General features: G+C 68.4%; 25 protein-coding genes and 2 pseudogenes. 17 read left to right on the top strand and 10 right to left on the bottom strand.

Annotated elements, in window-relative coordinates:
• The first annotated feature begins 7 nt into the window (after positions 1-7).
• The 5 genes from AVL48_RS19425 (at position 8) to AVL48_RS19405 (ending at position 3,674) form a co-directional block, all read left to right on the top strand.
• On the top strand, positions 8-1,327 hold the full coding sequence (locus AVL48_RS19425) for an FAD-dependent oxidoreductase (protein ID WP_061987807.1): 1,320 nt from the start codon (positions 8-10) through the stop codon (positions 1,325-1,327).
• A complete protein-coding gene (locus tag AVL48_RS19420) occupies positions 1,320-1,793 on the top strand; it encodes a DUF6187 family protein (RefSeq protein WP_061987809.1) in 474 nt (157 codons plus the stop codon). Before AVL48_RS19425 ends, AVL48_RS19420 begins: the two co-directional genes overlap by 8 nt.
• Entirely contained in the window at positions 1,765-2,310 is a 546-nt protein-coding gene (locus AVL48_RS19415) for a carboxymuconolactone decarboxylase family protein (RefSeq protein ID WP_061987956.1), read from the top strand. The genes AVL48_RS19420 and AVL48_RS19415 overlap by 29 nt, the downstream gene beginning before the upstream one ends.
• A gap of 311 nt (positions 2,311-2,621) precedes the next feature.
• On the top strand, positions 2,622-2,813 hold the full coding sequence (locus AVL48_RS19410) for a hypothetical protein (protein ID WP_061987811.1): 192 nt from the start codon (positions 2,622-2,624) through the stop codon (positions 2,811-2,813).
• A gap of 255 nt (positions 2,814-3,068) precedes the next feature.
• Complete coding sequence (locus AVL48_RS19405) at positions 3,069-3,674, top strand: response regulator transcription factor (RefSeq protein WP_061987958.1); 606 nt, start codon at positions 3,069-3,071, stop codon at positions 3,672-3,674.
• Here AVL48_RS19405 and AVL48_RS19400 read toward each other — a convergent pair.
• Positions 3,671-5,989 carry a sensor histidine kinase gene (locus tag AVL48_RS19400; RefSeq protein ID WP_082857693.1) on the bottom strand — a complete coding sequence of 773 codons (2,319 nt, stop codon included), beginning with the start codon at positions 5,987-5,989 and terminating at the stop codon, positions 3,671-3,673. The genes AVL48_RS19405 and AVL48_RS19400 overlap by 4 nt on opposite strands.
• Positions 5,990-6,344: 355 nt before the next feature.
• On the opposite strand from AVL48_RS19400, the gene AVL48_RS19395 reads away from it, so the two are divergent.
• A complete protein-coding gene (locus AVL48_RS19395) occupies positions 6,345-6,965 on the top strand; it encodes an L-threonylcarbamoyladenylate synthase (protein WP_061987815.1) in 621 nt (206 codons plus the stop codon).
• Between the two features lie 53 nt (positions 6,966-7,018).
• Here the strand turns inward: AVL48_RS19395 and AVL48_RS19390 are convergent, their stop codons facing one another.
• The 3 genes from AVL48_RS19390 to AVL48_RS19380 all read right to left on the bottom strand — a co-directional run bounded on the left by AVL48_RS19390 (position 7,019) and on the right by AVL48_RS19380 (position 9,327).
• Positions 7,019-7,705, bottom strand: a complete 687-nt coding sequence (locus AVL48_RS19390) for a winged helix-turn-helix transcriptional regulator (RefSeq protein WP_061987817.1) — start codon at positions 7,703-7,705, stop codon at positions 7,019-7,021.
• A gap of 62 nt (positions 7,706-7,767) precedes the next feature.
• On the bottom strand, positions 7,768-8,556 hold the full coding sequence (locus tag AVL48_RS19385) for an AfsR/SARP family transcriptional regulator (protein ID WP_061987819.1): 789 nt from the start codon (positions 8,554-8,556) through the stop codon (positions 7,768-7,770).
• Between the two features lie 165 nt (positions 8,557-8,721).
• Complete coding sequence (locus AVL48_RS19380) at positions 8,722-9,327, bottom strand: response regulator transcription factor (protein WP_061987821.1); 606 nt, start codon at positions 9,325-9,327, stop codon at positions 8,722-8,724.
• A gap of 449 nt (positions 9,328-9,776) precedes the next feature.
• Between AVL48_RS19380 and AVL48_RS19375 the strand changes: the two genes are divergently transcribed.
• On the top strand, positions 9,777-10,772 hold the full coding sequence (locus tag AVL48_RS19375; RefSeq protein WP_061987823.1) for a DUF1702 family protein: 996 nt from the start codon (positions 9,777-9,779) through the stop codon (positions 10,770-10,772).
• A 77-nt stretch (positions 10,773-10,849) separates the two neighbouring features.
• On the opposite strand, the gene AVL48_RS19370 is transcribed toward AVL48_RS19375, so the two are convergent.
• A complete protein-coding gene (locus tag AVL48_RS19370; RefSeq protein WP_082857691.1) occupies positions 10,850-11,548 on the bottom strand; it encodes a helix-turn-helix transcriptional regulator in 699 nt (232 codons plus the stop codon).
• A gap of 440 nt (positions 11,549-11,988) precedes the next feature.
• Here AVL48_RS19370 and AVL48_RS19365 point away from each other — a divergent pair, with 440 nt between their 5' ends.
• Positions 11,989-12,594, top strand: a complete 606-nt coding sequence (locus AVL48_RS19365; RefSeq protein WP_061987827.1) for a response regulator transcription factor — start codon at positions 11,989-11,991, stop codon at positions 12,592-12,594.
• Between the two features lie 13 nt (positions 12,595-12,607).
• On the opposite strand, the gene AVL48_RS19360 is transcribed toward AVL48_RS19365, so the two are convergent.
• Entirely contained in the window at positions 12,608-13,705 is a 1,098-nt protein-coding gene (locus tag AVL48_RS19360; protein ID WP_061987829.1) for a carboxylate-amine ligase, read from the bottom strand.
• Between the two features lie 149 nt (positions 13,706-13,854).
• Here AVL48_RS19360 and pip point away from each other — a divergent pair, with 149 nt between their 5' ends.
• Together pip and AVL48_RS40135 are read left to right on the top strand one after the other, a co-directional pair.
• Positions 13,855-14,799 carry a prolyl aminopeptidase gene (pip, locus tag AVL48_RS19355; protein ID WP_061987831.1) on the top strand — a complete coding sequence of 315 codons (945 nt, stop codon included), beginning with the start codon at positions 13,855-13,857 and terminating at the stop codon, positions 14,797-14,799.
• Positions 14,800-14,837: 38 nt separating this feature from the next.
• Positions 14,838-15,032 (top strand): annotated as a pseudogene (locus tag AVL48_RS40135) (transposase family protein); the annotation flags it as partial.
• A gap of 39 nt (positions 15,033-15,071) precedes the next feature.
• Here the strand turns inward: AVL48_RS40135 and AVL48_RS40930 are convergent.
• On the bottom strand, positions 15,072-15,191 hold the full coding sequence (locus AVL48_RS40930) for a transposase family protein (protein WP_143105052.1): 120 nt from the start codon (positions 15,189-15,191) through the stop codon (positions 15,072-15,074).
• Between the two features lie 115 nt (positions 15,192-15,306).
• On the opposite strand from AVL48_RS40930, the gene AVL48_RS19350 reads away from it, so the two are divergent.
• Positions 15,307-15,849 (top strand): GNAT family N-acetyltransferase, encoded by a 543-nt coding sequence (locus AVL48_RS19350; protein ID WP_063816580.1) that lies wholly within the window; start codon positions 15,307-15,309, stop codon positions 15,847-15,849.
• Positions 15,850-15,872: 23 nt separating this feature from the next.
• Here AVL48_RS19350 and AVL48_RS19345 read toward each other — a convergent pair whose 3' ends face one another.
• Together AVL48_RS19345 and AVL48_RS19340 are read right to left on the bottom strand one after the other, a co-directional pair.
• Positions 15,873-16,883 (bottom strand): HNH endonuclease signature motif containing protein, encoded by a 1,011-nt coding sequence (locus tag AVL48_RS19345; protein ID WP_282956649.1) that lies wholly within the window; start codon positions 16,881-16,883, stop codon positions 15,873-15,875.
• 291 nt (positions 16,884-17,174) lie between these two features.
• Positions 17,175-17,489 (bottom strand): annotated as a pseudogene (locus AVL48_RS19340) (hypothetical protein); the annotation flags it as partial.
• Positions 17,490-17,721: 232 nt separating this feature from the next.
• On the opposite strand from AVL48_RS19340, the gene AVL48_RS19335 reads away from it, so the two are divergent.
• Positions 17,722-18,543: a helix-turn-helix domain-containing protein gene (locus AVL48_RS19335; protein ID WP_061987962.1), complete on the top strand. Its 822-nt coding sequence runs from the start codon at positions 17,722-17,724 to the stop codon at positions 18,541-18,543.
• 66 nt (positions 18,544-18,609) lie between these two features.
• Complete coding sequence (locus tag AVL48_RS19330; protein ID WP_061987837.1) at positions 18,610-19,200, top strand: dihydrofolate reductase family protein; 591 nt, start codon at positions 18,610-18,612, stop codon at positions 19,198-19,200.
• Here the strand turns inward: AVL48_RS19330 and ligD (AVL48_RS19325) are convergent.
• Positions 19,176-20,159, bottom strand: coding sequence for a non-homologous end-joining DNA ligase (gene ligD / locus AVL48_RS19325; protein ID WP_061987839.1), 984 nt, complete (start codon positions 20,157-20,159; stop codon positions 19,176-19,178). The genes AVL48_RS19330 and ligD (AVL48_RS19325) overlap by 25 nt on opposite strands.
• 46 nt (positions 20,160-20,205) lie before the next feature.
• Here ligD (AVL48_RS19325) and ligD (AVL48_RS19320) point away from each other — a divergent pair, with 46 nt between their 5' ends.
• The 4 genes from ligD (AVL48_RS19320) to AVL48_RS19305 all read left to right on the top strand — a co-directional run bounded on the left by ligD (AVL48_RS19320) (position 20,206) and on the right by AVL48_RS19305 (position 23,546).
• Positions 20,206-21,120: a non-homologous end-joining DNA ligase gene (gene ligD / locus AVL48_RS19320; protein WP_177242386.1), complete on the top strand. Its 915-nt coding sequence runs from the start codon at positions 20,206-20,208 to the stop codon at positions 21,118-21,120.
• A 51-nt stretch (positions 21,121-21,171) separates the two neighbouring features.
• Positions 21,172-21,444 carry a hypothetical protein gene (locus AVL48_RS19315; RefSeq protein WP_061987843.1) on the top strand — a complete coding sequence of 91 codons (273 nt, stop codon included), beginning with the start codon at positions 21,172-21,174 and terminating at the stop codon, positions 21,442-21,444.
• 115 nt (positions 21,445-21,559) lie between these two features.
• Complete coding sequence (locus AVL48_RS19310; RefSeq protein WP_143105050.1) at positions 21,560-22,105, top strand: MarR family winged helix-turn-helix transcriptional regulator; 546 nt, start codon at positions 21,560-21,562, stop codon at positions 22,103-22,105.
• Between the two features lie 76 nt (positions 22,106-22,181).
• A complete protein-coding gene (locus tag AVL48_RS19305; RefSeq protein WP_061987845.1) occupies positions 22,182-23,546 on the top strand; it encodes a pyridoxal phosphate-dependent decarboxylase family protein in 1,365 nt (454 codons plus the stop codon).
• The last annotated feature ends 13 nt before the right edge of the window (positions 23,547-23,559 follow it).

Genomic DNA, 23,559 nt, shown 5'->3' with positions numbered 1-23,559 from the left:
CACGCCGGTGATCACCTTCGTCCCGAAGCCCCACCTGCTGGAATCACCGCGCGGGCGCGAGTGGCCTGCTCTTCCGGCCACCCGCGCCGCCGTCACCCCCGCCCCGCCGTCCGGCGCCGACGTCGTCATCGTCGGGGCAGGCCCGGCCGGGCTCGCGGTCGCTTCCGCGTTGTGGCACCACGGCGTGCGCGACCTCGTCGTCGTCGACCGCGACGGCCGCCCTTGCCGCCGGTTCTTCGACCGCGTCGACCTGCTCGGCCAGCGGGTGCTGCGTTCGCCGTACGAACACCATCCCGGCGTCGAGGGCTACCGCGACTGCGAGTTGCTGGACTTCGCCCGGCTGCACTGGTCGGTGCTGACCCCGGTGGAACGCCGGGAGATCCGGATGGCGCAGGCCGGGCACCGCTCGGTCGTCCCCGTCGACGTCTTCGAGGCCTACTGCGCGCATCTCGCCGCGAGTCACCACGTCACCGAACGGACCTGGCGCGGTTCGGTCCGCGAGGTGCTGCCGACCACGGACGCGGTCACCGTGCGCGCCGACCGGTTCTCCGTCACCGCCCGCCAGGTGGTGCTGTGCCTCGGCGAGGAACGACGGCCCGCTCCGGACACCTGGTGGGGCGGCGGCCATCCGCCGCCCGGCGTGAGCTACTGGGACGAACCCGTACCCGGCGGCGGAAAGCGGCTCGCCGTCGTCGGCGCGGGCCTCACCGCCGCGCATTTGCTCTCCACCGGGCTCGCCCAGGGCCACGAGGTGCACTGGGTGGTCCGTGAAGCAGGCGAGCGCTATCAATGCGCCGACGTCAATTCGTCGTTCTTCCGCCCCGAAGGCCGCGCCCGCTTCGACGGCGTGAGCTGGTCCGACCGCCTCGAACTGATGGGCCGCTTCCGGCGCGCGTCGATCATGTTCGAGTTCCGGCCGATGCTCGAAGCCGCCGAAGCCGAGGGACGGCTGATCGTGCACCGCGGCAAGGCGATCACAAAGGTACGGCCAGGGGTACGCCTGCACCTCGAAGACGGCGAGACGGTCGCCGTCGACCACGCCGTCCTGGCCTTGGGCACGGTGCCGTCGATCGGCGACGGTCTGCTGCCCGACGAGGCCGTGCTCGACCGGGGCGGCTGGCCGAGCCTGGACGAGCGCACTTTCGCCTACGTCGGCGCGCCCCGGGTCTTCGCCGTCGGCGCGGCCGCGGGGATGGCACTCGGCCCGGCCGCCCGCAACATCGACGGCCACCGCGTCGCCACCGCCAGGGTCGCGGCCACGGTCGCGGAAAACCTGCGCACGGGAACCTCGCCGCGGGTCGCCACGAAGGACGTCGCCCGTGTCTGAGCCCTACGACTCCCGGTTCACCCTTCCCTCCGTCGACGACGCCCCGTCGACGGAGGCGGGGGTGATCCTGATGGGACTGGACGCCGAACGACTGCTCGCCGGCGTCGGGCTCGCGCGGATCGCCGACGAGCCCGGGCTGGTCGCGCTCGCCGTGGACCAGGCGAGGCACGACGCACTCAACCTGGACACCGGCGCGCTGATCGAAGCGGGCATCACCCGCTGGCGCGCGGTCCGCCCGCTGATCGAGGCGGGGCCGGAGATGACCACGGCCGGTTCGCTGCGCAAGGAATGGGAGCAGGCCACGGCCAGGGTCACCGCCACGGTGGCCGGGCTGGGGCCGGCGTCGGTCGCCTGCCTCGCCGCCTGCTGGCTGCGCCGCGAAGACGTCGACAAGTTCGCCGAACCCGGGCGGACGCCGGAAAAGGGGAGTGCACGCGATGTCCTATCTCGAATCTTTGCCGACTGACGCCACGCTGCTGCAGGTGTTCCAGAAGTTCCCGGCTCCGGCGTCGCGGCTGCTGGACTTGCACGAACTCGTCATGCGGGCGCCGTCGGCGTTCGATGCCGGCGAACGGGAGCTGATCGCGGCGTACGTCTCCGGTGTCAACGATTGCCAGTACTGCCACGGGGTCCACACCGTCACCGCCGAGGCTTTCGGTGTACCGGAGGGGCTTCTGGCCGCCGCACTGGCCGATTTGGACTCTTCTCCCGTGGACGGGCGGATGAAGCCCGTGCTGGCCTACGTGGGCAAGCTGACGCGATCGCCGTCGAAGATGACCGATGCCGACGCCGAAGCCGTGTTCGCGGCAGGCTGGGACGAGGCCGCGCTGCACGACGCCGTCCTCGTGTGCGCGCTGTTCAACTTCATGAACCGGATGGTCGAGGGGCTCGGGATCCGCGCCGACGCCGCCTACGCGAAGACCTCGGGTGTGCGGCTGAAGGACGGCGGTTACGCGGGTCTGGCGCGGCTGCTCGATTCCTGAGCCGGGCGCGGCCCAAGCCGGTCCGGCAAATGACTACGCCATTCGTGGTCACCCGAGGCCTGAATGACCACAGCCCGTCATTGTCGCCTGATGGGAGTGCCTGATCGCGCTCAGTCACGGAATCTCCCCCGATTACTCCATTGGATAGCCACCCGCGCGGAAATGGCGCATTCGAAGAGAACCTTCTGGCGTAGGCGAAAAGCACGACTTCGCGATGATGCATGGCACTGGTCGACGACCGGCCCCGGGCAGCACCATCTCTTCATCGAAGGAACACCCCGATCACCTCCGAAACGTCTGGGAGCCACTCGATGAAGAACGCTGTGACCGACAACGTCCGCTCGCTTTTCGCCGTACGGGGAATCGATACCGGTTCGGCCGGGAATCAGGTCGAGCTCGTGATCGACCGGTTCGACAACTGGACCAACCGGCCGAGTGGTCAGGTCTTCGATTGCTTCACCGGCGCCTGTTGCACCGCCCCGCCCCTGGCCGAGGCGAGCTGAGCGCACCCCACCGGCCGTCTCTCGCACCCCGAACGCGAGAGACGGCCGGTTCCGGGTGCGCACCACCATGGTCAGGGGCGACGGAAAGTCACCGACCACTTACCAGCCCGGTGGCCGCATAACCCGATCGTCGTAGCGTCCACGATGTGGATGCCACTTGACCGATACCACTCGCCACCCGAACGGTGGAACGCGTTCTGTCCGACCGTGTTTATCTTGGGTCACGGGGGCCGTGGTCGGAGGGGCGGCGCGATGGTGATCAGGGTTCTGGTGGCCGAGGACATGCACATCGTCAGGGGGGCGCTCGTGGCGTTGCTGCGACTGGAACCGGATATCGAGGTGGTGTCCGAAGTGGCCTCCGGTGACGAGATCCTCACCGCCGCGCGCACCTCGCGCATCCAGGTCGCGGTCATCGACATCGATCTTCCCGGCAAGGACGGCCTCACCGCGGCCACCGAACTGCACGAGCAGCTTCCCGAGGTCAGAACGCTGATCCTGACCAGCCTCGGCAAACCCGGCACACTCCGCCGCGCACTGGCCGCCAAGGTCAACGGGTTCCTGTTGAAGGACGCCCCCGCGGAGAAACTCGCCAACGCCGTACGCGGGGTGGCGGCCGGGCGGCGGATGGTCGACGGCGATCTGGCGCTGGCCGCCTGGGACACCGTGGACTGCCCGCTGACACCGCGCGAGATCGACGTCCTGCGGCTGACCGCGGAAGGCCGCGACACCCTGGAGGTCGCGGCGAAGGCCTTTCTCTCCACCGGGACCGTACGCAACTACCTGACCACGATCGTTTCGAAGCTCAACGCGCGCAACCGGGTCGACGCGATCCGGATCGCCAGGGAGTCCGGCTGGATCTAGACCGGGACCACCGCGCGCAACCGGAACCGCCCGTCGGGTTCGACCCCGGCGGTCAGTTCGCCGCCCAGCCCGGCGACACGGTCGGACATGTTCGTGATGCCGCTGCCCGGCGCCTCGACCCGGACCGGCTTCTCCGGCGTCGCCTGCCCGTTCTGGACGCCGTCGTTGACGATGTCCAGCGCGACGCCGCCGCCGACCCGCCGCACCGCGATCTCACAGCGTTCGACCTTGCTGTGCCGCAAGACGTTCGTCACCCCCTCGCGCAGCACCACGGCCAGCACCGTCCGCACCGTCGAGGGCAGGTCCCCGTGCTCGAACTCCAGCCGCACCTGGACGTCGGCGGCCGTCAGCACCGCCTGGGCCGAGCGGGACTCCTGGTCCAGCGACAGCTCCCGGTAACCGCTCGCCACGGAGCGGACGTCGGTCAGCGCCTGCCGGGTCAGCCCGAGGATCTCCAGCAGCTCGTCGGAGGCCCGGGTGGTGTCGATGTCCATGATCCGGCTGGTCAGCTCGCTCTTCAGCGCGATCGCCGAAAGGCTCATTCCGAGCAGGTCGTGCAGATCGCGGGCGAAGCGCAGCCGTTCCTCGGCGACCGCGACCTCGGCGAGGCGTTTCCTGGTCTCGCCGAGCTCGGTCACCAGCCGGATCAGCCAGATGAGCCCGAAGACCATCAGCCCGGTGTTCAGGATGGACGCGACGCTGTAGAAGCCGCCGATGAAGTCGGTGCCGTATTCGATCCGGATCAGCAGGACACCGGCCGAGGTCGCGGCGAACGCCGTCCAGCCTGCCAGCGGCGGCAGCACCAGCAGCGCGGTGCCGGCGAACAGGCTCGGCAGGCTCACCCAGGCGTTCCCGAGCGGGATCAGGGGCAGGAAGATCAGGCAGGCCTGGACGAAGAGCAGCGCGTAGCTCTGCCGCGAGCGCAGCCGGACGTTCGGCCGGGCGAAATAGGACAGCTGCAGGGTGATCAGCGCGGTGAGATAGCCGGCGGTGAGCGTGAGGTACCAGCCGTCGTCGGTCAGCATGAAGGCCCGCGTCATCGCGGAGAGACCGAAGAGGATGAAGACCACCGTCAGCGTCCACTGGACGTTCCTGGCGTCGATGCTCGACCAGTGCTCTGGGGCCTGTGCCAGCGCCGTCTCGGTGGGTTCGACCTGGTCGGGCACCGGGAGTTCCGCGCGCAGCCGCCACCGGCCGGCCGCGTCCGGGCCCGCGCTGAGCGTGCCGCCGTGCCCGTCGACCTCCTGGGCCACCCCGCACAGGCTCTCGGCCGTTTCCGCCGGGACGTCCTCGTGCGCCGTGCCGTCGTGGACGATCTCCAGCGCGACCCGCCCCTCGTGCGCGCGCACGGTGATCTCGCAGTGCTCGACGCCGGTGTAGCGGAGCACGTTCGTGACGCCCTCCCGCAGCACCTTCGCCAGCAAGGTGCGCAGCTTGACCGGGAGTTCGACCTGCTCGACGTCGAGCCGCACCGCGACGTTCGACGCGGAGAGCAGCGACACCGCGGTCCGTGATTCCTTGTCGAGCGACAGCTCCCGGTAGCCCCTGGCCACCGACCGCACGTCCGACAGCGTGCGCTGGGCGATCCCGGTGATCTCGGCGAGTTCCCCGCGCGCCCGGTCCAGCGATTTGCGCAGCAGCCGGTGCACCAGTTCACCCTTGAGCGCGATCGCCGAAAGGCTGAGCCCGAGCAGGTCGTGCAGGTCCCTCGCGAACGCCAGCCGTTGCTCGGCCACCGCGCGCCCGGCCAGTTCGGTCCTGGCCTGGTGCAGCTCGGTCACCAGCCGCGCGAGCCAGGTCAGCAGGTACACGACCAGCGCGTAGAAGAGCGCGGTGACGCTGTCGAACACCGCGCCGAGCCAGGTGTCGTCGTAGGCCCACAGGATCCACATCGTCCCCGCCATGAGGACGGTGAACACCGTCCAGCCCGTCCGCGGCCGGAAGAGCAGCAGCGCGCTGCCCGCCGCGAGGGTGGTCAACGAGCTCAGCGCGGCCTCGAAGTGCAGGGTCGGCAGATAGGCCAGGCACGCCTGGACCACCAGCATGACCTTCGCGAGCCTGGTGTCCAGGCGGACGGCCGGGCGGCTGAAGTACAGGAGCTGGATCGCGAGCACGGGGCCGACGTAGAGCACGGCGAGCATGCCCTGCCAGAAGTCCAACCCGGGCTGCAGCAGCACCGAGAGCAGACCGAACAGGCACGAGTTGACGAAGACGACGGTGATGATCAACCCGGCGAGGAACAGCGCCCGCCGGGGGCGCCGGTCGATCCCGGCGGTCCCCAGCGGCTCGGCGGTCACCGCGAGCTGTTCCGGCACAGGCACCCCAGTGATAGGAGGAGACGTCTCAACTTTGTCGTGTTTCGCCCTCACGACGGCCAAGGACGGCCGCCGCGCGACCTTCCATCGCGGTGTATTCGGATCCTAACCCATCCTCGTTACCCCGGTTGGTCTTTCCGGGTAAGGGAGAACGGCGGACAAGAGGACGTTTCCCGCCTGGGGACAAGAAAATCCCGTCGGTCACCCGGGCGGGTGTGGGGCGTTCGGACCATGCGGACGATCCCGTGACACGCCACGATGGAAGACGTGCGCCGAATCCTCCGGTTCCACTGTGTACGCCACGCCGGGACGGCCTGTCGCGGCGCCGGGGGACCGGTGGCCTTAAGCTCGGCGCATGGCCAGGTATTTCGACGTGCATCCGGAAAATCCGCAACGACGCGCGATCGGACAGGTCGTCGACATCCTGCGCGAGGACGGGCTGATCGCCTACCCGACGGACTCCTGCTTCGCGCTCGGCTGCCAGCTGGGGAACAGGGACGGGATCGACCGCATCCGGAGTATCCGCAAACTCGACGACCGACACCATTTCACCCTGGTGTGTCAGGACTTCGCCCAGCTGGGCCAGTTCGTGCACGTGGACAACGCGGTCTTCCGCGCGGTCAAGGCGTCCACACCGGGCAGTTACACGTTCATTCTCCCGGCGACCAAGGAGGTCCCGCGCCGCCTGATGCACGCCAAGAAGAAGACGGTCGGTGTGCGCATCCCGGACCACGTGGTCACCCAGGCGCTGCTGGGCGAACTCGGCGAACCACTGCTGTCGAGCACGCTGCTGCTGCCCGACCAGGAGGAGCCGATGACCCAGGGCTGGGACATCAAGGAGCGGCTGGAGCACGTGGTGGACGCGGTGATCGATTCCGGCGAATGCGGGGTCGAGCCCACCACGGTGATCGACTTCTCGTCGGGGGAACCGGAGATCGTGCGGCGCGGCGCCGGCGATCCCTCGCGCTTCGAATGACCGCGAGCCGGCACCCCGGTCGTGGTGCCGGCCCGCGCGCGGTTCCGTTCTCGTCAGTGCGTGACGAGCCCTTCGGCCTTCGACGGGGCCGAGGGGATGTGGAAGAGCCGTGTGAACAGCTCCAGGTAGGCCGCGTCGCCCTTGATGGCCACCGCGCCGCAGGTGAGCGAGCTCGCGGCGTCCAGTTCGCCGTTCAGCAGCTTGAGCATGAGCGGCCCGCGCGGTTCGATGACGAGGTCCGGATCCGGATGCGGGCCCTCACCCGCCGTCACCGCGCCGTCCTCGACCACGGCGTGAACGATCATCTGGTCGCCGTAATGCAGCTCGAACGCGCCACGGACGCCGTGGGCCTCGTGCGGCTGGAACGTCGTGTACAGCGAAAGGATGGCGGCGTCGAGGGTGAACAGGTCGTTCGCGGCGGGCTCGGTGAGCGACCGCGCACCCCACAGGCCCAGCTGCAGCAGGATCTGGTCGAGGTCGTTGCCGTACTCGGTCAGCTCGTAGACCACTCCGGCGTCGAGCTGCGAAAGCACCCGGCGCTGGACGACGCCGTGCTGTTCGAGTTCGTTCAGCCGGGTCGACAGGATGCTCGTCGGGATCTTCGGCAGGCCTTGCTGGAGTTCGTCGAACCGTTTCGGGCCGAGCACCAGGTCGCGGATCACGAGCAGGGACCAGCGTTCCCCGATGATCTCGAGCGCGCGGGCGAGGCCACAGAACTGGCCGTAGGTGCGAGCGGTCATGCTTTACTCCTCAACTTCCTGACTCTGGTGACGGGGTGGTGTTCGTTCACCGGTCGGCGTGCTCAGCGGACCGGGTTTCCCTCGGAGAGCAGTTCGCGGTGCAGCTCTCGCAGTTCGGCGCAGGGTTCCACCCCCAGTTCGTCTTCGAGCCTCGCCCGCAGCCAGTGGAAGGACGCGAGCGCGTCGCTACGCCGTCCGCTGAGGCACAGCGCGCGGATCAGCTGGGCGTGCAGGGTCTCGTCGAGCGGGTCCGCGGTGGTCAGCGAGCGCAGTACGCCGAGCATCTCCCGGTGCCGTCCGGACCGGATCTCGGCCTCGATCCACAGGTCACGGGCATTGCGCCGATGCTCCAGCAGATAGACGGTGTACGCGGCCAGTGTCGGTCCACAGTGGACGCTGGCCAGGGGTGGGCCGGACCACAGGTCCAACGCGGTACGGAACGCGTGCGCGGCCGCCGCGTCGTCGCCTCCGGTCAGCAGTTCGCGGCCGAGCCGGTGCAGGCGCTGGAACTCCGACACGTCGACCATGGCCGGGTCGAGGTCGAGCCGGTAGCCGGGCGGGCTGGTGACCAGCAGACCGCCTTCGCCGTCAGGGTCGAGGTGACGGCGAAGGTGGTGGACATAGGTGTGCAGCGTGCGGCGGACGCTGCGCGGGGGTGTGTCGTTCCACAGCTCGTGGACCAGCGAATCGACGTGGACCGTCTTGCCGGGCCGGATGAGCAGCATCGCCAGCAGTTGCAGGAGTTTCGGCGTGGTCGGCGCGCGATCGGCCCCGCCGGAGTGCAGTTCGAGCGGGCCGAGGAGTCGCGCGCGTACCGTCACTTCGTCCGGTTCGGTACTCGTCCCGTGCATCCCTGCCCCCTCCGCCGAACTCCCCCTCTGTGACGATGACAGAGGGGGAACCTTCGGAACAGTGCCGGAAATACCGGGCAAACCATGATTTTTTCGTTGTCCCGCATGCGATCGTCATGACTTGGCGCGCGGAACCGGTTGTGGCAAACGAGAAGACGCGCGCGGTCAGAGCCAGTCGGAATCGGTGGCGATGCGGATGGCGTCGACCCGGTTGCGGGCGTTGAGTTTCGTGACCACCGTGGCGAGATAGTTCCGCACCGTGCCGGGCGACAGGAACAGCTCGGCCGCGATGTCGGCGACCGTGTACCCGTTCGCGGCGAGGCGCAGGATCTCCGCTTCCCGCGGGGTCAGCGGGCAATCTTCCGTTTCCCAGGCGGACAACGCGAGTTCGCTGTCGATGACGCGGCGCCCGAGGGCGACGGAGCGGACCGCGTTGGCGAGCTTGTCGGCCGGCGCGTCCTTGAGCAGGAAGCCGTTGACCTTCGCGTCGAGCGCGCGGCGCACGGTGCCCGGACGGCCGAGCGAGGTGAGGATGAGCGTGCGGACGCACGGGAGTTGCTGGTAGAGCTCGGAAGCGGCGGAGAGGCCGTCTTTGGCCGGCAGGTCGATGTCGATGATCGCGACGTCCGGGAGGTACTCCGCGGCCATCGGAAGGATCTTGTCGCCAGAGCAGACCTCGGCGACGACCGCTATGTCCTGTTCGAGGTTCAGCAGTGCGACCAAGGCGCCGCGAACCATGTGCATATCCTCGGCCAATAGGACTCGGATCACTCCGACCTCCTCTTTCCCCCAGAAGTGCTAACTCTCAGTGTAGCCAGCAAACCCGGAAGAGTGAATATAAAACGCACGATTCAAGGTTGTACTATTTCCGGCGCTCTGGTCGGCGGCTTCAGGGCCCGGGTGAGCTGCGGAGATGGCGAAGATCGGACGATCATGGGCGGATCGCTGATGAGCGATCGATCGATTACTCGGTGTCAGGTCAGAAGACGGTAAAATTTCCGCCATAAGTGCTTTTCATTCGCCGGTGAGTACGGTCGGCTGTGGTGAATTCATCCGGCGAACGGGTGAATTCGCCATTCTTGCCGACGGGGTGTGGACTGTTCGGAGGTACCGGCCGAGACCTCGATCGGCCATCGAGCGCACGGCGAGCACGGCGTGGTCTCCTCGGCGGGAGCCGAGTTCGCGCGCGAAGCCGACACTATCCACAAAGGACGTACGTGATGACTTCATTGCTGGGTGCCCTGCGCAAGGTCCTGTTCGCGCCCTCGCTGGCTTCGGTCGGCTTCGAGGGACGCGGCTTCGGGATCCCGCCGACGACGGCGACCGCCAGGCTGGAGTCGATCCCGCAGGCGGTGGTGTGCGGGTTCGAATGGGGGATCGACGCTCCGGCGCTGTGGGAGGCCGAGCGGCGGCTGGACATGGTGGAGCCGGAGATGCGCGGGTTCGCCTACGAGGGCGCGGCGATGGCGTTCACCATCCTGGACGTCATGCCCGGCGGACGTAAGGACCGTACGGCCGAACTGATGAGCGGTCCCGGCCGTCCGCATCTGTTCCTGACCTACATCGGCATCGGCTTCGCCATGGCGCGGCTGCCCCGGCCGCTGTGGAAGAAGGTGCTGCCGGAGCTGGACGGCGTGCCGTACCACCCGACGATGAGCTGGCTGGCCGTCGACGGCTACGGCTTCGACCGCGCGTACTTCGACACCCGCAAATGGGTCGACGAGCAGTTCGTCCCCGCCCCGTACGCGTGGGCGGGCGGGCCGTCGTACTTCGCCCGCGCCTGCGACCAGGGCGTCGGGCGTGCGCTGTGGTTCATCAACGGTGCCGATCCGGGGAAGGTCGCCGCCGCGGTGAACCGCTTCCCCGCCGGGCGCCGCCCCGACCTGTGGAGCGGTGTCGGGCTGGCCTCGACCTTCGCCGGCGGCTGCGACCAGCGGGGACTGACCGTGCTGCACGAGGCGGCGGGGGAGCACCAGGACGAACTCGGCCTCGGCGTCGTCTTCGCGGTGAAGGCGAGGACGTTCTCGTCGTTCGTCCCGCCGCACACCCGTCGCGCCGCGCGGACGCTCGCCGGGCTGAGCATCGAGGAGGCCGTCGACCTCGCCGACCGGACCGAAGTGGCCGAGAACGCCGCGGACGGCACCCCGGCCTACGAACTGTGGCGGCGGAACATCCGCGAGGCCTTCGCTCCTTCTGCTGGCCGCCTCTCCGCCTGAGGTCCCGTGAACGTCATGAGGGGTCCCCATCGGACATCTTTCGTCCGTTGGGGACCCCTCATGACACCAGGTGAGGATCAGGCCGCGTGCTTGAACGGCCTCGGCCGGTGCCGCAGGTCGGGCAGCGCGAGCAGTACCGGCGGGTCGAACAGGCGCTTCGGCCGTACCCGCAGGTCGGCCAGCCGCGCGGTGACCCCGGGTTCGACGGTGATCGGGCCGTGGTGACCGGTGAATCCAGCGCCGCGACGCGTGAGCGGTCCGGTCACACAGTGCGCGACGAGATGCCAGGTGCCTTCCGGGACCTCGGCCAGCTGATAGGGGCCGGGGGCCTCGATGACCGCGTAGCGCACAGGCGCGCCTTCCGGGATGCGCGTCGGGAAGAGACCGACGAAGACGAGGCCGGGCGAGATCTCCGGCGGCGCCGAAACGAAACCGCGGACGATCGCCGGCTGCGCGCCGGGACGGGGTTCACCGGCCAGCCGGTGCTGGAAACCGCCCTGCTGGCGGTACGCGGAGGGGGAGAGGCCGACGCGGCTGCTGAACCGCGTGCTGAAGGTGCCGACACTGTTGTAACCGACGCGGTGGCTGATGTCGGCGACCGTGATCGAGGTCGTCAGCAGCAGGCGTTTGGCCTCGTCGAGCCGCAGCGCGGACAGGAACCGGCCGGGCGAGACCCCGGTGGCCTGCTGGAACACCCTGGTGAAATGGAATTTGCTGAACGTCGCGGCGCGGGCGATGTCGTCGATAGTGAGCTCTTCCCCCAGTTTCTCGTTCATGGCCCCAATGGCTCGCTCCACGGCTCGCCGGACAGTCTCATCCATTGTACCGTCCTTTCGATCGAGGAATTCTGGCGTGCTTTACGGTTTCGACAGTAGTGTTCGCCGCCGCTTCTCCTGAAGTGCTTGATTCACCGCCGCATATGGATTCATGTGCGCGCCGACGTGAAAATCTCACATGCGAAAACCACAGGCCGGCGGTGGTGCGCGCACTGGATCTCCACGCTCGATGGCCGCAGAATTCCTGGTAGCGCAGGCATGCCGGACCCACCCCGGCCGTGTTGGTGCGGTCCGAAGAAAGTATTCCCGCGGCAACACAGAACCGGCCCTTGACCGTGTCCCCCGCGACGGTCAAGGGCCGGTTTCCATTTCGTGGGACGGGTGTGTGAGGATAGTATTGTCGGCTCGGGGCGAGGCGCAGGGGAAAGGCAGATGGGGCGATGATCAAGGTCCTGGTGGCGGAGGACATGCACATTGTCCGTGGGGCCCTGGTCGCGCTGCTCGGGCTGGAAGCCGATATCGAGGTCGTCGCCGAATGCGCCAGCGGTGAGGAGATCCTCCCGCTCGCCCGGTCCGCGCGACCCGACATCGCGCTCATCGACATCGATCTCCCCGGCAAGGACGGGCTCACCGCGGCCGCCGAACTGCACGAACAGCTGCCAGGGGTGCGCACGCTGATCCTCACCTCGCTCGGCAGTCCCGGCACCCTTCGACGAGCCCTGGCCGCGAAGGTCAACGGCTTCCTGCGCAAGGACGCCCCCGCCGACAGGCTGGCCAACGCGATCCGCGGGGTCGCCGCCGGACGGCGCGTCGTCGACGGCGATCTGGCGCTCGCGGCGTGGGACAGCGAGGAATGCCCGCTCAGCGCCCGGGAGATCGAAGTACTCCGGCTGGCCTCGGTCGGCTCCGAACCGACCGAGATCGCGGCCGAACTGTTCCTCTCCGCCGGGACCGTGCGGAACTACCTGACGACGATCGTGTCGAAGCTCGGCGCCCGCAACCGGGTCGACGCGGTCCGGATCGCGCGCGAGTCCGGCTGGCTGTGACGGGAGCCTCGGCTCACCGCGCCGGGACTCCCGTCGTCGCGAGGGCGAGATCCGTGGCGAACGCACCAGGCGAAGCCGCTTCCGTGAGCAGGCGGCGTTGCCGGGTCGCGCCGGTGCCGCGCTCGAAAAGGGAGTGCAGCCCCTGCTCGACGTCGTCGAGGTCACCGGCGGCCCTGAGCGCGGGTGAGATGAAATCGACGAGCTCACCGAGAAGTCCGCGCTGATCGGCCTCCCGGCCGGTGAAGACGTCGATTCCCGGCCCGTCGAGGCCCCGGCGCGCGGCGGCCGTGAGTGCCGCGCCGATCCTGGCGCTGTGGGCACGCGGCGGCGTGGTCGTCCCGGCGCAGGTCGTGACCAGTCCGCGCACCAGCGCCGCGAGGAGGACGGCGTCCTCGACCGACAGGCAGACGTCGGCGATCCGTACCTCCACCGTGGGATGGCGGGGGGAGAGCCGGGCGTAGTAATACACCCCTGCCGTGTCTAGGGCGGCACCCTGGCGCAGTGCCTCCTCGACGCTACGGTCGTACGCGGCCGCGCCGGTCCATTCTTCGGGAAGTTTCGCCGTCGGCCACCGGTCCCAGATCGGGAAGCGCCTGCTCGCCCACCCGGAATCCACGCCGCTCACGATCGGGGAATTGGCGCTGAGCGCCAGCAACGGAGCGAGCCACGGCCGCAGGCCGGCGAGGACCCGCACCCCGAGATCCCGCGACGGCAAGCCGACGTGCACATGACAGGCGCACGTCCCCGCGTCGTCGATCAAGTCGGGGAACGCCTGCGCCATCCGCCGGTACCGCGGTTCGGGCGTGATTGCGTCCACCCGGAGAGCACCGGGCGGAATTCCGGACGCCACCACCAGGCAGCCGTCGGCTTCCGCGGCCTTCGCGACGATCCGCCGTAACCGGGTCAATTCCGAGCGCACCTCGTCGAGATCGCGGCAGATGCCGGTGGCGGTCTCGATCTGGAACCGCATCAGCTCCCCGGTGACGTCCGGCTCGGGGCCGAGGTGTTCGAGAAGATCGGGCGCGCGCAACGCGACCGAGCCGTCCAGCGGATCGAGAAGGACGAACTCTTCTTCCACGCCAAGGGTGAAGTTCGTGCCGCAAACCGCCATGGCTCCCCGTCTCTGGTGGTTTTCGCCGGTACCGATGAATCTCCCCCTCCTGACGCGGTGGGGAAAGGGCCGGTGTGCTGAACTTCGTTGCGGCGAAAGTGTTTCGCGGCATCACGGAAAGTCTTGATCAGCTCGGCTACGCTGAGGGAATGGTCGACCTGTATCCACCCATCGAGCCTTACGACGCGGGGCTGCTCGAGGTAGGTGACGACAATGCCGTCTACTGGGAGACCTGCGGGAACCCGGACGGGAAACCCGCGGTAATGCTGCACGGCGGTCCCGGCCAGGGGTGCACGCCGGGAATGCGGCGCATGTTCGACCCCGCCCGCTACCGCGCGGTGCTGTTCGACCAGCGCGGCTGCGGCCGCAGCACCCCGCATGCGAGCGACCCGTCGACCGACATGCGGCACAACACGACGGATCATCTCGTCGCCGACATGGAACGGCTCCGGGAACACCTGGGAATCGAACGCTGGCTCGTCACCGGCGGCTCATGGGGCACGACGCTCGCGCTCGTCTACGCCGAACGATATCCGGAACGGGTCACGGAGATCATCGTCAGCGCCATCAGCACCACACGACGTTCCGAGATCGATTGGCTGTATCGCGGCGCAGGCCGGTTCTTCCCCGAAGAGTGGGCCCGTTTCCGCGGTGATCTCTCCGGTGACCTGGTCGCGGCCTACGCGCGGCTCATGGAAGACCCCGACCCGCACGAGCGAACCGAGGCCGCCCGCGCGTGGTGCGCCTGGGAGGACACGGTGCTGTCACTGGAACCCGGCGTGACCGTCCACAATGGTCCGATCGGCGAATGGGAACTGGCTTTCGCGCGCATTGTCACGCATTACTACTCCCATGAGGCTTGGCTGGAACCCGGCGCGGTGATCCGCGACGCCGGGCTGTTGCGAGACATTCCCGGTGTGCTGATCCACGGACGCCGGGACCTGAGCTGCCCGGCGGACACCGCTTGGGAACTCGCCCGGGCCTGGCCCGGTGCGGAGTTGCTGATCGATGACGGGTCGGGGCATCGGGGCAGTGATGTGAAACGGGCCTGGAAGCTGGAGGCGTTGGCGCGCTTCGGTTCTCGGTCGGGTTAGGCTCGGATTCCTTGGGGCGTCGGATTTCCAAGCTTCGCGTGCTGTGCTATCCCTCGGCGATCGACTTGTCCACCACCACGCTGCGGTATGTCGTGAAGGTCATCCGTGCTCATCTGAAGCGGATCGGATCGCCCTGGCGGCGGCTGGCGCCGCATCGGCAGGCGTTGCTGGTGCTGGCGCATCTGCGCAACGGTGACACCTATGCCCGGCTCGCGGCGGCGTTCGGCATCGGCGTGGCCACCGCGTTCCGGTATGTCCGCGAGACCACCGAACTACTCGCCGCCTCGGCACCCACGCTGACCAGCGAGTTGCCCCAGCGCGGCGGTCAGGGGCGGGGCGCGCTGGGCGAGCAGGTCGACGGCTTCGTGCAGGTAGCGGCACACCGTGGCCACGCCGATCCCTTCGTCACCTTCAGCACCTGGGGACCGACAAACTCCAGCCTGCCGCAACAAGGTCGGGAAGTGCTCACTGGCTGGCGGATGCTGTTCCGGGCGCGATACTGGCTTCATGACTCCAGCGAACCGCCCGGACAAAGTCCACTTGAGGGCGTTCACCGAGGCCGATCTCGCCTTTCTCGACCGCCTCTGCACGGATCCCGATGCGCTCGGCGAGTTCGAGTGGCCCGGATTCGGTGATCCGAGGGCACGCCGCAAGCGATGGGAGATCGACGGGTACATCTCCGCCGAGTCCGCGGCGGTTGCGATCGCGCGGGCCGACGACACGGTGATCGGCATCGCCACCTGGAAGCCCCGCGGCTTCCCCTTGGGTGTCACCTACGAGATCGGCGTGGGGGTGCTACCCGAGCATCGTGGACAGGGGGTGGGCACAATGGCGCAGAGGCTGCTCGTGGACTACCTGTTCGGCCGCACGACTGCGAACAGAATCGAAGCCCTCACCAATGGCGGTAACCTAGGCGAGCAGAAAGCCCTCGAACGCCTGGGGTTCCGCCGGGAAGGGGTCATGCACGGCAGGTCCTTCCAGCACGGCGAGTATGTCGATGTGCTCGTCTACGGTCTGCTGCGCTCAGAGCATTGTCCCGGAACGCCATGAGCTTCAGGAACAGACGCGTTTGTCTATGTCCTGAGGTGCATGGTGTTGCGTCTCGGCTCTCCTGACGGGTCCAGATAGGAGGGTGGAGTGAATTCGGGTAGTCCGTCTTGGGCGATTTGGACTTTCCATTCGCTGTGGTGGATGAGCCGGTGGTGTTTGGTGCACAGGAGCACGAGGTTGTCGATCTTCGTTTCGCCGTGGTGCCGCCAGAAGACGATGTGATGTGCGGTGCAGCGCGGTACGGGCATATCGCAACCCGGAAAGGCGCATCCGCCGTCGCGGATGGTTAACGCGTACTTCTGGGCCAACGACACGGTGCGTTTGGAGCGGCCGATGTCCAGCGGTTCGCCCGCGGTGCCGAGGACGCCGGGTCGGACGCGGGCGTCGCAGGCGAGGATGCGGGCGTCGGTGGCGCTGATCGGCCCGACGAGGTCCAGGTGCGCCTCGCCGATGTCTCGGATGAGGTCCTCGTAGGACATGGTCACGAGGATGTGGGTCGCCTCGCCTGCCTGTCCCGGAAGGTTTCGGCTGGTGGTCTTGAGTCGCACGTAGTCGGTGAAGGCATCTCCGTAACGCTCATCTTGGCTGCGGGAGTCCCGGACCCCGGCGATGGCTTTGTGCGGTTTGGCCATCGGGTCGAGGTCGGACTTCAACCGCGCATACGTTTCGAGGTCCAGGGTGGCTTTGAGGCCGAGGGTGCCGTCACGGTGCTGGACGAACCGCAACTCCGGCCGCACATCCTTCGGGTCCTCGTTGCGGGGCTCTTTCCCGTCCGGGTCGAGTTTGTCGAGGAGGCGTCGTCCGGCGCGGGCGATCTGCCGGGGTCCGGCGTGCCGGGCGAGGTCGACCAGGATCTTCTCTCCGCTTCGCACGTCTTCTTCCGGGACGGTGGAGGGGATGCGGGTGAGGGTGCGGATGATCGCGTCGATCTGCCCGCCCCCGATCGCGCCCTCCGCGGCGGCTTCGGCGGTCAAGGGCGCCAGAGGCGGCACGATCTCGCCGCCCACCACCACCGCGGGATGCAGCGCCAGCACCCGGTCGGCACGACGACCGGCTTCCNNTTGTTGATTTCCGCGAGGATCGCGTTCTGCTCCGCGTCCAATTGGCGCTTCAAGATTTCGATTTCCTGCTTGCGGGCATGCAGCGTCGCAGTATCTGTGCGCCACCATTCGGAGCGCACCCCCTGGGGACTGTTTTCGCTGGCCACGCCCTCAACGATACCGGATATCGAACACCTGTGCTACTGCGATTTGCGTAGCGGACGCAAGTCGGCCATTTCATCCGATAGGGGGCGAGAGTCCGCGAAGGGAATGCTCTAAGGGGTCCTAACGGAATGAGTGGGCTTTGAGTCTGCGCCGGCACAGTCGGAGGGTGAGGAAGCCTTTGTGGATGTCGTCGCGGATCTCCCAGTGGATGCGCAGGCGGCGGAACCAGGGCAGCAGGGCGAAGGCGCCTTCGACGACCCAGCGGTGTATACCGAGGCCGGAGCCGTGCTGCTCGCCGCGGCGGTCGATGACCGGGGTGATTCCCGCGGTGCGGACAAGGCGGCCCTCTTTTAACGCCCGCACATGCGACCCGTCGACCGCCGCACGCGACCAGTCCAGCAGGTTCGCCCCGCGCAGCTCCGCCAGCAGCAGCTGCCCCACCCAGCTCACCCTTACGAAAGATCACCAAGGCGCGGCATCAAACCGCACCCACGATCATTCTGTTAGGACCTCTAAGTAAAATAGCCGACACTTCAAAGGTCGACGGTTCGATACGTATTTTGTCCACAAAGGACACACCGAGGGCGGCTCTGCCGAGACACCCGAAGACCACCTGGACCTCAAGCCCCACCTCCGCGATGCTGTGACCGTGGAGTACGTGTCCAGACTGCCGCCGCCACCCCTGGCCGGGCTGATCGACGACCTCTACTACCTGGAGGGCACCCCGCCGTACGCCCGGCTGACGTTGCCGCCGATGCCCGCGGCATTGCTCATCGTCAACCTCGGGGCGCCGTTCCGCATCCGCGCCGGCGCCGACCTCGAGACGGCCGAGTACGTCGACGGTTGCGTGGTCACCACGCCCACGCGCGCGGTGGAGTTCGGCTACCCGCTTCGGACCCGGTCCGTCGGCGTGCACTTCAAGCCGTGGGGGCTGGCGCCGTTCCTGCCGATGCCCGCGGCCGAGCTGCGTGACCGGCCGGTGACGGTGGAGCAGGTCTGGGGCAGGCCGGCCGTCGCGCAGCTGCGAGAGTGGCTCGCCGCGGCGCCCGGACCGCGCGAGATGCTGGCGCTGCTCGAAGTGGAACTGTTGCGGCGGCTGAGCGAAGCCGACGGCATGGGACTGGTCCGCCATGCGAGCGGCGTCATCGCGGCGACCCGCGGGGCGGTGGCGATCGGCGACCTGAGCGAGGCGGCCGGGGTCAGCGGCACGCATCTGGCGCAGCGGTTCAAGGAGCTCGTCGGCGTCACGCCGAAGCGGCTGGCCCGCACTTACCGCTTCGCCACCACCGTGTTCGCGATCGACCCCGCCGGGCCGATCGACTGGGGCGAACTCGCCGGTGCCGCGGGCTACTTCGACCAGGCCCATTTCGGGCACGAGTTCCGGGCGTTCACCGGGCTCACGCCGACCCGGTATCTCGAAGTCCGGCGGCGGTTCCTGCGCGAACATCCCGGCCACGTGCTGGACAGCTGGCCGTTGCCCGCCGCTTGATTTCTTACAAGAGCGACGGCTCCCGACACGCTAGTTTGGCGGCACCCCCAAGCAGAGGAGAGCCCCGTGGGCAAGGTGGTCATGTACAGCTCGGTGTCGGTGGACGGCTTCGTCGCGGACGAGAATGACCAGCCAGGGCCCCTGTTCGACTGGTTGACCAATGGTGAGGTCCCGCTGGACGAGAGCGGCGGGATAACGGTGTCGCGGACGTCCTACGACTACACCCGGCCGTACTGGGACCAGATCGGGGTGACCATCGTCGGCCGCCACGTCTTCGACCTCACGGACGGCTGGGAGGGGAAGCCTCCGGGCGGGATCGACCACGTGGTCGTCGTGACACACCGGCCGTCGCCCGAGGGCTGGGACCCGCAGGCGCCGTTCCACTTCGTCGACGGCATCGAGGCGGCCATGGCCAAGGCGCGGGAACTCGCGGGCGACCGCGTGGTCGAGGTCGCCGCCGGCGACGTCGGTGGCCAGATGTTCGCCGCGGGCCTGATCGACGAGGTGCGCATGGACGTCGTACCCGTGGTGTTCGGGTCCGGCAAGCGTTACTTCGGGTCGGTCGACGCGCAGCATCTTCTGGAGGATCCTGACGTGGTCGTTCAGGGCGACCGGGTGCTTCACCTGCGCTATCAGGTGAGCCGTCGACCAGGCTGAGCGGTAGGCAGTTCGACGTCCCCGGGTGCCTTGTCGGCCCGCAACCCCCGCCAGGTCGTATGCCGCAAGCGCCCGTCCGGCGTCCAGTTCCGGTGCATGACCTCGCCGACGAGTTCCGGCGACACCCAGCGCGCGCCCCGGGCCCGGTCGCGCGGGACCTCGGAGGCGAACGGCGATTTCTTCCGTGCCAACGGCGCGAGCCGGGCGCGCAGGTCTTCGAGGACCTTTTCGCTGAACCCGGTCCCGACGTCGCCGATGTACCGCAGCTCGCCGGATTCGTCGTGCGCGCCGAGCAACAGGGCGCCGAGCGTCCCCGAGCGGCGCCCTTCGCCGGGACGCCAGCCGCCGATCACGACTTCTTGGGTGAGCCACAGCGCCCGTTTGATCCATTGGCGTGACCGCTTGCCGGGGTGATAGTGGCTGTCGAGCTTCTTCGCGATCAGCCCTTCGAGGCCGTGCTGCCGGACGACTTCGAGGAGCTGATCGGGCGCGATGTCGTAGTCGGTGTAGCCCGGCGGGATGACGACGCGGCCGCCGCCGCCCAACGACGTCAAGAGTTCACGACGAGCGGCGTAAGGCTCGTCGAGCAGGACGGTGCCGTCGAGAAGCAGGACGTCGAAGGCGAAGAAGTGCACCGGGCTGCGCTCCAGCAGCGACGCGTCCGGTGTGCGCAGGTGCCGGGTCTGCAGCAGCGGAAAACTCGGCCGTCCCTGGTCGTCGAGGACCACGATCTCGCCGTCGAGGACGGCTTCACGGCCGTCGAGGGCTTCGCCGGTCACGTCGGGATACGTCGCGGTGACGTCCAGGCCTCGGCGGCTGGTCAGGCGCGTCTCGCCGTCGCGGGCGACGCGCAGGCAGCAGCGGTAGCCGTCCCATTTGTATTCGTACCCCCACCCGCCGGTGGGCAGGTCACCGTCGGTCGCCAGCATGGGGGCGATCGCGTCCGGAACGGTACTCATGCCCCACGGTACCCCGGAAACCCCGCCGGTGATCTATCGTCGAAGGGTGCCTGAGCGGATAACGGTCGAGGTCGAGGGACGGCGGCTGGCGCTGTCCAATCTGGACAAGGTGCTCTATCCGGCACACGGTTTCACCAAACGCGAGGTGCTCGACTACTACCGTCGCATCGCCCCCGTCCTGCTTCCGCATCTGCGCGACCGCGCCGCCACGTTCCGCCGATTCCCGGACGGTGTCGACGGCGAACCGTTCTACGAGAAGAACGTTTCCCGGCACGCGCCCGATTGGGTGCGCACCGCGCGGCTGACCAACCGCGGCAGGCGGGGCGGGGAAGAGACGCTCGACTACCCGGTGGTCGGCGACCTCCCGACGCTGATGTGGGCGGCCAACCTCGCCGCGCTGGAGCTGCACATTCCACAGTGGACGGTCGGCCCGCGAGGGGCGCGGAAACCACCCGACCTGCTGGTGTTCGACCTCGACCCCGGACCGCCGGCGGACGTCGTCGACTGCTGCCGGGTCGCCGAGACGCTCAGCGAACTGCTCACCGACGACGGACTGACCGTGTACGCGAAGACCAGTGGCAACAAGGGGATGCAGCTGTACTGCCCGGTGCGGACCCGGTCCGACGAACGCACCTCCGAATACGCCAAGGCCGTCGCGGAGGAGCTGGCGCGCCGGTCACCGGAAACCGTGGTGGCCCGGATGGCGAAGGCGATCCGCCCCGGCCGCGTGTTCATCGACTGGAGCCAGAACAACACCGCCAAGACCACCATCGCGCCCTACTCCCTGCGCGGCCGCGCCATCCCCACCGTGTCGACCCCGGTGACCTGGGAGGAGGTCGAGGCCTGCCGCAAGGCCGCCGATCTGCTGTTCACCGCCGAGCAGGTGATCGAGCGCGTCGAGGAGATGGGCGACCTGTTCGGCGACATCACCGAGCACCGCGCCGCCGTGCCCGCTCGGTGATGTTTAAGCCCCGGAGAACGGGAAACTCCCAGGTCAGAGGAGTGACCCCGAATGACCGAGAACAGCAAGGATCCCGAAGGCCTGTCCTACCGCGCACTGGCCATGCTGCGCGCGGTGGCACAGGACAGAGCCGAAATCACCGTCAGTCAGGAACCGGATCTCTACGTCGACGGCCTGCCGTGCAGTGACCAGATCACCGCCCATCTGCTCGCCCACGCGGGGCTGATCCGGCCCGCCCGTGACGGGATGCCGGGCGGGCGGGTGCCCGCGAAGTTGTCCGAAACAGGACAAGCGCTGGTGGCACCCTTGGTGCCGGCCGCCTGAGGAGGAACTCACCCGGAAAAGACCACTGTGGACTCCGGTCCGTTCCGCATACGATCGGCGGAACGGGCGCGCGGGGGTGCGCGCCACCGTACGGGTACCTCCGGGGCCGGTGAGGATGTGGCTGTTGACCGGGTATCACACGCTGGCCGAGACCGAGAACGCCGTGCACGCCAAGCTGGGCGGAATCCCCTTGCTGTGGGAGCGGATGGAGGCGGTGGCCAACCTCCACCGCGCGGCCACGGCGGTCCGGCTGCACTTCGAGAACTCGGTCCTGCGGAAGGCGGGCCTCACCTGGACCGCGTTCGTGGTGCTCTGGGTCGTCTGGATCTTCGGTGAGAAGGAGACCCGGCACGTCGCCGCCGAATCCGGGATCACCAAGGGAACGCTGACCGGGGTCATGAAGACGCTGGAGGCCCATGGCCTGGTCACCCGGCGCAGACACCCGGGCGACGGCCGGTTGGTGCTGCTCGCGTTGACGCCGGAGGGTGAGCGGCTCATGCGGGAGCTGTTCCCGGAATTCAACCAGGAAGAGGCGTTCGTCACCGAGCGGCTCAGCCCCGCGGAGTGCACCGAACTGGCCGGCTCCTTGCGGGAGATCGTCAAGCAATTGGAGGAGAAGGGCGAGGAGCGGCGTCGGCTAACGGTGATCCAGGGGAGCTGAGCCCTACCGAAGGCGGTTGCGCGGGCCCTCCCGCGGCTCCTACGTTTTTCGGAGCCGAACGATCGAAGGGCGCCCGATGGACTTCCGGTACTGGCTCGGTCAGGCGTTGACGTCGAACGAGGCGTGGGCGGAGACGTTCACTCCCGTGCGACCGCATCCTTCGCTGGAGATCCCCGACGGGCGGTTCGAGACCGCGTTCGAGGAGCTCACCGAGCGGTTGAAGGACAACTACCCGTTCTTCCACCCGTCCTACGCGGGCCAGATGCTCAAACCGCCGCATCCGGCCGCGGTGGTCGGCTATCTGACCGCGATGCTGGTCAATCCCAACAACCACGCGCTAGACGGCGGTCCGGCGACGGCCGAGATGGAACGCGAGGTAGTCCGGCAGCTGGCCACGATGTTCGGCTATACGGAGCATCTTGGGCATCTGACCACCAGTGGCACGGTGGCGAACCTCGAAGCGCTGTTCGTGGCCCGGGAATCGCATCCCGGCAAGGGGATCGCCTACAGCGCCGAGGCGCACTACACGCACGGCCGGATGTGCGGCGTGCTCGGCGTCGAGGGCCACACGGTCCCCGTGGACGCTCGCGGCGCGATGGATCTCGACGCGCTCGAAGACCTGCTGCGTACCGGGAAGATCGGCACCGTGGTGCTCACCGCGGGCACGACGGCGCTCGGCGCGGTGGAACCGGTCCACGAGGCGCTGGCGCTGCGCGAGCGATACGGCGTCCGCGTACACGTCGACGCCGCCTACGGTGGGTTCTTCCGGCTTCTGTCCGGTTTGGACGGTCCGGAAGGGCTGCCCGAGGCGCCGTGGCTCGCCATCGCCGAGGCCGATTCGATCGTCATCGATCCGCACAAGCACGGTCTCCAGCCCTACGGTTGCGGGGCGGTGCTGTTCAAGGATCCCCGAGTGGGACGCTTCTACCTGCACGATTCGCCGTACACCTACTTCACCTCCGAAGATCTGCACCTCGGCGAGATCAGCCTGGAATGCTCCCGGGCGGGTGCGGCCGCCGCCGCGTTGTGGCTCACCTTCCGGGTGCTGCCGCCCACTCCCGACGGGTTGGGCCGGGTGCTCGCGGCTGGGCGCCGCGCGGCGTTGCGGTGGGCGAAACTGCTGAAGGACTCCGAGCGGTTCGACCTGTACCAGCCGCCGGAACTCGACATCGTCGCGTACTTCCCGCGTACGGAACCGCTTTCCTTGTCGAAGATCGACGCGGAGAGCGCGCGGATCCTGCGCAACGGCATGGCCGCGGCGAAGGATCCGGTGTACCTCAGCACCCTGCGGGTGAGCGACCGGCAGTTCGGCCTGCGTCACACCGGAGCCGAGGCGGACGCCGACGCCGCGAGGATCCTGCGTAGCGTGCTGATGAAGCCCGAAAGCGAGGACCACGTCGACCGGCTCCATGAGCGGCTGGAAGAGTTGTCCCGCGGTTGAGCGCCGCGTACCG

It is taken from the genome of Amycolatopsis regifaucium (genome assembly GCF_001613935.1).
Classification (GTDB): Bacteria; Actinomycetota; Actinomycetes; order Mycobacteriales; family Pseudonocardiaceae; genus Amycolatopsis; species Amycolatopsis regifaucium.
This window is presented reverse-complemented; position numbering and strand designations above follow the sequence as displayed.

Coding starts and splice junctions, on each gene's coding strand:
- AVL48_RS19415 (WP_061987956.1), top strand. CDS start 1,765: ATGTCCTATCTCGAATCTTTGCCGACTGACGCCACGCTGCTGCAGGTG.
- AVL48_RS19410 (WP_061987811.1), top strand. CDS start 2,622: ATGAAGAACGCTGTGACCGACAACGTCCGCTCGCTTTTCGCCGTACGG.
- AVL48_RS19395 (WP_061987815.1), top strand. CDS start 6,345: ATGGCCAGGTATTTCGACGTGCATCCGGAAAATCCGCAACGACGCGCG.
- AVL48_RS19390 (WP_061987817.1), bottom strand. CDS start 7,705: ATGACCGCTCGCACCTACGGCCAGTTCTGTGGCCTCGCCCGCGCGCTC.
- AVL48_RS19385 (WP_061987819.1), bottom strand. CDS start 8,556: ATGCACGGGACGAGTACCGAACCGGACGAAGTGACGGTACGCGCGCGA.
- AVL48_RS19375 (WP_061987823.1), top strand. CDS start 9,777: ATGACTTCATTGCTGGGTGCCCTGCGCAAGGTCCTGTTCGCGCCCTCG.
- AVL48_RS19370 (WP_082857691.1), bottom strand. CDS start 11,548: ATGAACGAGAAACTGGGGGAAGAGCTCACTATCGACGACATCGCCCGC.
- AVL48_RS19365 (WP_061987827.1), top strand. CDS start 11,989: ATGATCAAGGTCCTGGTGGCGGAGGACATGCACATTGTCCGTGGGGCC.
- AVL48_RS19360 (WP_061987829.1), bottom strand. CDS start 13,705: ATGGCGGTTTGCGGCACGAACTTCACCCTTGGCGTGGAAGAAGAGTTC.
- pip (WP_061987831.1), top strand. CDS start 13,855: ATGGTCGACCTGTATCCACCCATCGAGCCTTACGACGCGGGGCTGCTC.
- AVL48_RS19350 (WP_063816580.1), top strand. CDS start 15,307: ATGACTCCAGCGAACCGCCCGGACAAAGTCCACTTGAGGGCGTTCACC.
- ligD (WP_061987839.1), bottom strand. CDS start 20,159: ATGAGTACCGTTCCGGACGCGATCGCCCCCATGCTGGCGACCGACGGT.
- AVL48_RS19315 (WP_061987843.1), top strand. CDS start 21,172: ATGACCGAGAACAGCAAGGATCCCGAAGGCCTGTCCTACCGCGCACTG.
- AVL48_RS19310 (WP_143105050.1), top strand. CDS start 21,560: ATGTGGCTGTTGACCGGGTATCACACGCTGGCCGAGACCGAGAACGCC.
- AVL48_RS19305 (WP_061987845.1), top strand. CDS start 22,182: ATGGACTTCCGGTACTGGCTCGGTCAGGCGTTGACGTCGAACGAGGCG.